The 7,035-nt window shown below is 70.1% G+C and carries 5 protein-coding genes and 1 riboswitch; of the genes, 1 reads left to right on the forward strand and 4 read right to left on the reverse strand.

From position 1 onward, the window contains the following. From GX015_RS07210 to GX015_RS07220, 3 genes are all read right to left on the reverse strand, one after another. The coding region (locus GX015_RS07210) for a glycosyltransferase family 4 protein (protein ID WP_291343950.1) at positions 1 to 1,074 on the reverse strand (1,074 nt) is incomplete at its 3' end. Between the two features lie 12 nt (positions 1,075 to 1,086). Further along, complete coding sequence (locus GX015_RS07215) at positions 1,087 to 2,190, reverse strand: NlpC/P60 family protein (RefSeq protein WP_291343951.1); 1,104 nt, start codon at positions 2,188 to 2,190, stop codon at positions 1,087 to 1,089. A 454-nt stretch (positions 2,191 to 2,644) separates the two neighbouring features. Then, on the reverse strand, positions 2,645 to 3,229 hold the full coding sequence (locus GX015_RS07220) for a C40 family peptidase (RefSeq protein ID WP_291343952.1): 585 nt from the start codon (positions 3,227 to 3,229) through the stop codon (positions 2,645 to 2,647). Positions 3,230 to 3,245: 16 nt separating this feature from the next. Then, positions 3,246 to 3,402, reverse strand: a riboswitch (cyclic di-AMP (ydaO/yuaA leader). 392 nt (positions 3,403 to 3,794) lie between these two features. Between GX015_RS07220 and GX015_RS07225 the strand changes: the two genes are divergently transcribed. Next, positions 3,795 to 5,432, forward strand: coding sequence for a DEDD exonuclease domain-containing protein (locus GX015_RS07225; RefSeq protein ID WP_278827838.1), 1,638 nt, complete (start codon positions 3,795 to 3,797; stop codon positions 5,430 to 5,432). Between the two features lie 34 nt (positions 5,433 to 5,466). On the opposite strand, the gene trpD is transcribed toward GX015_RS07225, so the two are convergent. Further along, positions 5,467 to 6,519: an anthranilate phosphoribosyltransferase gene (gene trpD, locus GX015_RS07230; RefSeq protein ID WP_291343956.1), complete on the reverse strand. Its 1,053-nt coding sequence runs from the start codon at positions 6,517 to 6,519 to the stop codon at positions 5,467 to 5,469. Between the last annotated feature and the right edge of the window lie 516 nt (positions 6,520 to 7,035).

Consider the following 7,035-nt stretch of genomic DNA (forward strand, 5'->3'; position numbering starts at 1 on the left):
GTGCCGGCGCCCCGCCCCGCCCATGCGGCGGGCGCGGTCGGGGTCACCGAGCATGCCGACGACGGCCGCCGCGAGCCCCGCCCGATCCCTGCCGCCCACGACGATTCCGGTCTCCCCGTCGACGACCGTTTCCGGGGCGCCGCCGGAGTCGCCCGCGATGACGGGGACGCCGCAGGCCTGCGCCTCGAGGTACACGATGCCCAGGCCCTCGACGTCGAGGCCGCGGCCGCGGGTGCGGGCGGGCATCGCGAACACGGACGCGGCGTTGTAGTGGTCCGGCAGTTCCCCGTAGGGGACGGGGCCGGTGAAAATCACGCGGTCCGCCACGCCGCAGTCGGCCGCCAGGCGTTCCAGGGTGCCCAGGTACGGCCCCGAACCGACGATCATCAGGCGGGCGTCGGGGACGTCCGCCACGACGTCGGGAAGCGCCCGGATGAGCTGGTCCTGCCCCTTGCGGGCGACCAGCCGGGAGATGCAGACCACCAGCGGCGCATCGGCGGCGATGCCGTGGCGGGCGCGGATGCGGGCGCCGGCCGCCGCGTCCGGGGCGAAGAAGTCGACGTCGACGCCCGACGGCAGGCGCTCGAAGGCCGCGCGCGGGCCGAACGCGGCGGCGAACCGGTTGCGGGTGTACCCGGAGATGTAGGTGACCACGTCGGAGGCGTCGCCGATGCGGCGCAGCGCCGAACGCCCGCCGGGCACCATCGACCAGCCGACCTCGTGGCCGTGCGTGGTGGACACGATGCGCGTGGCGCCCGCGCGCCGGCAGGCGGGGGCGAGCAGCGCCATCGGGGCGGCCGCGCCGAACCACACGGTGTCGATGGCCTCGTCGGCGATGATCCGCGCCGCCGCCCGCGCGACGTGCGGCAACGGCAGCAGAATCCGGTCGCGCAGGCGGTGCACCCGGTACGGCACCGAGGCGTCGTGTTCGGCGGTCGCCTCCCCCGGCACCCGCGTCGACGCCAGCACCGTCAGCGACTCCGGCGGCAGCGTCGCGCAGAAATCACGCAGGTACGACTCGATGCCGCCCTGCCGGGGCGGGAAGTCGTTCGTGATCAGCAGCACCCGCCCCATGCCGGCCCCCGGTCAGTAGCGCACGGCGCCCATGTACGGGCCGCCCTGCTCGATGGAAACGACCTGCACCGGCACGCCGTAGGTGGACGCGTGGACGATCATGCCGTTGCCGACGTACATGCCGACGTGCGTGATGCCCTCGTAGAACCCGATGATGTCGCCCGGCTGCAGGTCACCGCGCGACACCGGGGTGCCGCCCGCCAGCTGCGCCTGCGAGGTGCGCGGAATGGTCTTGCCCATCTGCTGGTACGCCCAGTACATAAGGCCGGAGCAGTCGAAGGCGTCCGGGCCGGCCGCGCCCCAGGAGTACGGGGAGCCGGTCTTGCCGACCGCGGCATCGACGACGCCCGCCGTGCCGACGAGCGCGTCCAGGCCCTCGAGCATCGGGTTGTCCTTGTTGCGCCAGCGCTCGAGCGCCTCCGGGCTGAGGGCGTCGACGCGCTCCATGACCTCGCTGGTGCGGCGGTCCAGCTCCTCCGACTGGCTGGAGAGCTCGTTGCGGGCGTGCTCCAGCTGGCCCAGCTCGAACTCGGCGGTGGCGCGGGCGCCGGCCGCGCGGGCGAAACCGTCGGCGGCGTTGCGCTGGTGGCGGGACAGGCCGTCGAGGATTTCCTCCTTGTCGCGCGACAGCTGCGACACGTAGGTGGAGCGGTCGAGGGCGTCCTGGGCGTCGTTGGCGCCGAGGACGGCCGTCATCGGGTCGACGACCTCGCCGCGCATGCGCTGGCGGGCGAACTCCGCGATGTCGTCGCGGTGCGCGTCGACCTCCCCGCGGGCGGCCTCGGCCTCGAGCGTCGCGGTGTCCACTTCGCTCTGCAGTTCGGCGACGCGCGCCTCCTGCTCGCTCACCTCGCCGTCCAGGCGGGTGACCTCCTCGGAGTTCCGCTCCGCCTCGAGCCCCAGCTCCTCCAGCTCCGCGATGAGCACCTCCACCGGATCCTCCTGCGCGGCCGCCGAGGGCGTCACCAGCACGGGCGCCGCCAGGGCGATGGCCAGCGCCGACGCCGCGGCGATGCGCGTGCGCGCGGGTGCGCCGGTGCTTTCCGACGCGCCGCCGGCCGTCCGGGAGGGGGACATGCCGATTCGGCGGAGCAGGGAGGGTCGGTTCGGCATCATGCTGGCATGCCTTTCGTGCAGGTGAAACGAGGGGGCGGTTCGGCCGGCGGGTGCGGGGCGCGGCAACTCGCGTTGGCGGCGGCCCCGGTTCACCCATTGACCGGCGTTGACCGAAGGGAATAGTAACAACACGGACACGGCCGGGCGAATCATTCGACGGTGTGATGTAAAGCTCTCCCCCGGGCGGTGTGACCCATGGGACGGGAGCGCCCGATTGCGTCGGGATTGGCCTGGCGGGACTGGCCCGCCCGATTCCCCGCCCTCTCCCTCCCCGGAAACGCCGAAGGCGGGGCCCCGTTCCCACGGGACCCCGCCTGAAACGGCAGGAAGTTGACTCGTTCTTCTACGGAGTCTGTTTCATTGTGCGGGGCCTTGACCGCGGCCCCGGTGCGGGAATGTGGTGGCGCTTCCGGGCTCGTCCCCGGTGCGCCCCAGCTACTCCTGGGAGTCGCGCTTAGAAGCGGACGACGGAGTGGACCGGCATGTAGTCGATGCTGGTCTCCTTGACGACGTCACCGGTCTGCGGGGCGTGGATGACGTTGTTGCCGCCGGAGAAGATGCCGACGTGGGTGGCGCCCGGGTAGAAGACGATGATGTCGCCGGGCTGCTTGCCGGCCATGCCGACCGACTGGCCACCGTTGGCCTGGGCCTGCGAGGTGCGCGGGATGGACTTGCCGACCTGCGAGTAGGACCAGGAGGTCAGACCGGAGCAGTCGAAACCGCCGGGCTGGGTGCCGGCCCACACGTACGGGGTGCCGATCTGCGAGCGCGCGGCGTCGACGATCTTCTGGCCGGTGGAGATGGCCGGAGCGGCGGCGGCGGAGCGGTTGACGATCGCGTCGGCGCCCGGGATGGCACCGGCGATGCCCTCGATGTTCTGGATGTTCTGGACATCCGGGACGTCGAAGGAACCGACACCCGGAATGTTGATCGGGGCGGCCGACGCGGTCGGCGCGGCGAGGGCGGTGATGCCGGCGACGGTGGCGCCGAAGGCGGCGGCGTTGCGGGCGATGTTGGAACGGCGCTGGTGCTTACCCATGATGAAAAACTCCGTGTTCTCTTCCATTTGGTGCCGACCGGGTTAGCTGACGGGTTCGGGAGAAAAGGAAGATCTCCCTACCCTCCGGCTCTCGCCGGTGGGATTCACCCCAACGAAAGGAGTGGGTCCCCGGTTCGTCGCCCTCGCGGGCGCCGATTAGGCTTTGGTTTCCTGCCATGAGCGGCACCTCTGGGAGGGCCCCGCTTCAATGTCTCGGCAAGATTACGAAACGGGAACGGATCTTGTCCAGCCGACGCGCGAAATCCTTTTTGAAATCGCTTCGTTACCGGGGTGCACCCCAACCCGTTACCGCTCCGTTATGGAACGGGGGACTCGCGGACGCTTTTCATGTCACGCGCCGATAACAGCCACCGACCAGGTCATTTCACCCGAAGCTCCCCCATCACGTCACATGGCCGCCAAAGGGGTCAAAGGTGCTGAATCCACAGTTATGTGAATCGCGTCACATCTTGTAATTTCCGGGCCCGCCGAAGACCAACTTTCACACGCGCCACAGGCATCCCGCGCCCCGGGGCGATCCGGGCCGCCGCCTACAATCGACCGGGTGACCGATCCCGACCCGCTCCAGTTGTCCTTCGCCGACGCCTCCGCCGGCGACGGCTCGGGTTCGGGGGCGATTTCGGGTTCGGATTCGGATTCGTCGACGGACGAGCTGGGCTTGGGCGAGACGACGTTCGTGGTCGTCGACTTGGAGACCACCGGCATGCGCGCCGGCGACGACCACATCATCGAGATCGGCGCCGTGCGCGTCCGCGGCGGCGTGGAGGAAGGCCGCTTCAGCGAGCTGATCGATCCGGGCATGCCGCTTCCCTCCTTCATTTCGGACCTCACCGGGATCGAGGACTCCGACCTCGACGGCGCACCGCAGTTGGGCACCGTCCTCCCCCGCTTCCTCGAGTTCGCGGCGGGCTCGGTGTGGGTCGCGCACAACGCCCCCTTCGACATCGGCTTTCTGCGGGCCTCGTGCTCCCAGCTCGGACTGCGGTGGCCGTCGCCTACGGTGATCGACACCCTGCAGCTCGCGCGGCGCCTGCTCGACCGCAAGCGGACCGGGAGTTTCCGCCTCGGAGATCTGGCCCGGTACGTCGGCGCCGAGGTGACGCCGAATCACCGGGCCCTCGACGACGCGGCCGCGACCGTCGACGTTCTGCACCACCTCATCGAACGGCTGGCGGGCCATTCGGTGGAAACCGTCGGAGAGCTCGAACACTTCTCCCCCGACGTCGATCCGCTGCTGCGCGAGAAAAAGGCGCTGATCGCCGACGCGCCGCATGCGCCCGGCGTCTACGTTTTCCGGGGCGCCGCCGGCGAGCCCCTATATATAGGTACCGCGGTGGACTTGCGCCGCCGTCTTCTGCAGTACTTCACCGGCGCCGATCCGCGTCGCCGGATGAAGGAAATGGTCATGCTCGCGGAGGCCGTCGACATCGCCGAATGCGCCCACGGCATGGAGGCCGAGGTGCGCGAGGCGCGGCTGCTGGCGGCGGCGCGCCCGCCGTACAACCGACAGCGCAAGGAGCCCGGCCGTGGCTGGTATCTCAATCCTCCCGCAAAGAAGGGCGGACCGAAGGTGTCCCGGGTCGCGGGCGGCGACGATGCGATCGGCCCCTTCCGCACCCGCAACGCGGCGCAGGCGACGAAGGACACGCTGGATCTCGACGCCGGCGCTTTCGCCACCGTGGCCGAGGAGCTCCGCGCCGGCGGCGCCTCCCTCATAGAGCGGCTCGTCGACGACGTCACCGCCGCGTCCGACGCGGGCCGCTACCGGAGGGCCGCGTTTCTCCGCGACATCACCGCGGATCTGATCCTCGCGCTCGATGCACGGCAACGGCTGGGCGCGCTGGCGTCGATTCCCCAATTGCAGGCGGCGTTCCCCGATGGCCGGGGCGGCTGGAACCTGGCGATCGTCCGCCACGGCCGCCTCGCCGCCGCGGGCCGGTCTCCGCGGGGCGCGAATGCGGCGCATGTCGCGGCGCTGTTGGCGGAGTCGGCCGAAACCGTCATCCCCGGCGACGGCCCCTACCGGGGCGCCAATCCGCATGAACTCCGCGTGGTCCACAATTGGTTGCTTCGCGACGACGTGAGAATCGGCCCGACCGACGCCCCCTGGACATCTCCCGCCGAGGGGGCCGGGCGGTGGCGCGAATGGGCGACGGCCGCGATCGCGGCGCGCAAGAGCTGATGCCCGGCAGCGCCGCCGTTATATAAGGAATGGATCAGCGACCGGTCGCGGCGGCGACGATCTCGGCGCAACGGCCGGAGTCCAAGGTGTCGCGGACGACGTCGAGGGCCCGGGTCATGGCGGACTTCAGGTCGCCGCCCTCCAAACCGCGCGCCGCGACGAGGGCGGCCGCGGAGTTGAGCAGCACGGCGTCGCGGATCGGGCCGCGAAGGTCGCCGTTCCACACCTTGCGGGCGACGTCGGCGTTGTAGGAGGGCTCCCCGCCGCGCAGCGAATCCGCCGGGGCGAACTCCATCCCGTAATCGCGGGGGTCGATGACGTCTTCGACGACCTCTCCCCCTTCTACGACGAACGCGCGCGTGGTGCCGGTGACGGTGATCTCGTCGAGTCCGTCCGAACCCCGGACGACGAGGACCCGCTGCCCGCGACGGGCGAACGCGCCGGCCATCGTCTCCATCTGATCTTCGAAGGCGCACCCGATGAGGCTGCACGACGGCTGCGCCGGATTGGTCAGCGGGCCGAGGAGATTGAACAGGGTCGGCACCGCCAACTGGGAACGCACGGGGCCCGCGTAGCGCATGGCGGGGTGGTACGTCGCGGCGAAGAGGAAGCGGAGATTGAAGTCGGGGTGCTCCGGGGACGACACGTGGCCGTCGGCGATGTCGATGCCGAGGGCCTCCAGCATGTCCGCGCCACCCGACTTCGACGAGGCGGCGCGGTTGCCGTGCTTGAGCACCGGGGTACCGGACGCGGCGACCACGACGGAGGACATCGTCGAAATGTTGACGGTGTGCGCACCATCGCCGCCCGTGCCGACGATGTCCACGGCACCGGTGGCGTCGGGGACGCCGGCGTCGGCGGCGTGCGACAGCATCCCGGTCGCCGCAGCATCGAGCTCGGCGGCAGTGATCCCCTTCGCGAAGATGCCGAAGGCGAAGGCCGCCACCTGAGCGTCGACAGCCTGCCCCGTCATGATCTGGTCCATGGCGAAACGCACGCCCTCCGCGGGAACCTCCTTGCGGGCCCCGATGAGCCCCAGCACCTGGCGCCAGTTGGCCTGACTCGTGTTCGTGGTCTGCTGGGTCATCAGTCGCTCCTTCTATCTCGTCGTCATCTGGCCGGCGGGCGGCCGCACGCGGCCGACGCCGCCGACCCCGAAGATTGCTTGCCCGCTGAATATTACGGCTCACGGCGCAACTCCGCCCCCGCCGGGTCCGCGTCGCCCCCCGCCCAACCCCTTCATCGATCCCCGGCCCCGTATCCGCTAGGATGGCCCCAACGGAGACGACCGCCTCATGGTCGGCTCAGCAAGTGCACAGGCACCGGCGCCCACGGGGGACGCGGGCACGGGAGCCTCGGGGTGGGGCCCGAAGAGGAAAGACGCCGAGCGTCGTAAAGCAACCGAAGAAGTTCCCTGCAACCGGAAAAATTAGTGGAACTCTCAGGAAGCGAAACCGACCACCTGGGGTTTTGCAAAAAACTTTCCCAAAACGGGGGTTGCAACGTGACTCTTCCTTAAGAACAGGCCATACTGTCTAACGTGACGAGCGCAGTTGAAAACACAGGTATGACAGCACCACGTCGTGCCGCGACACTGAACCGA

Origin of the sequence: Corynebacterium sp., assembly GCF_012837295.1 — a bacterium.
In the GTDB taxonomy this organism is placed as follows: domain Bacteria; phylum Actinomycetota; class Actinomycetes; order Mycobacteriales; family Mycobacteriaceae; genus Corynebacterium.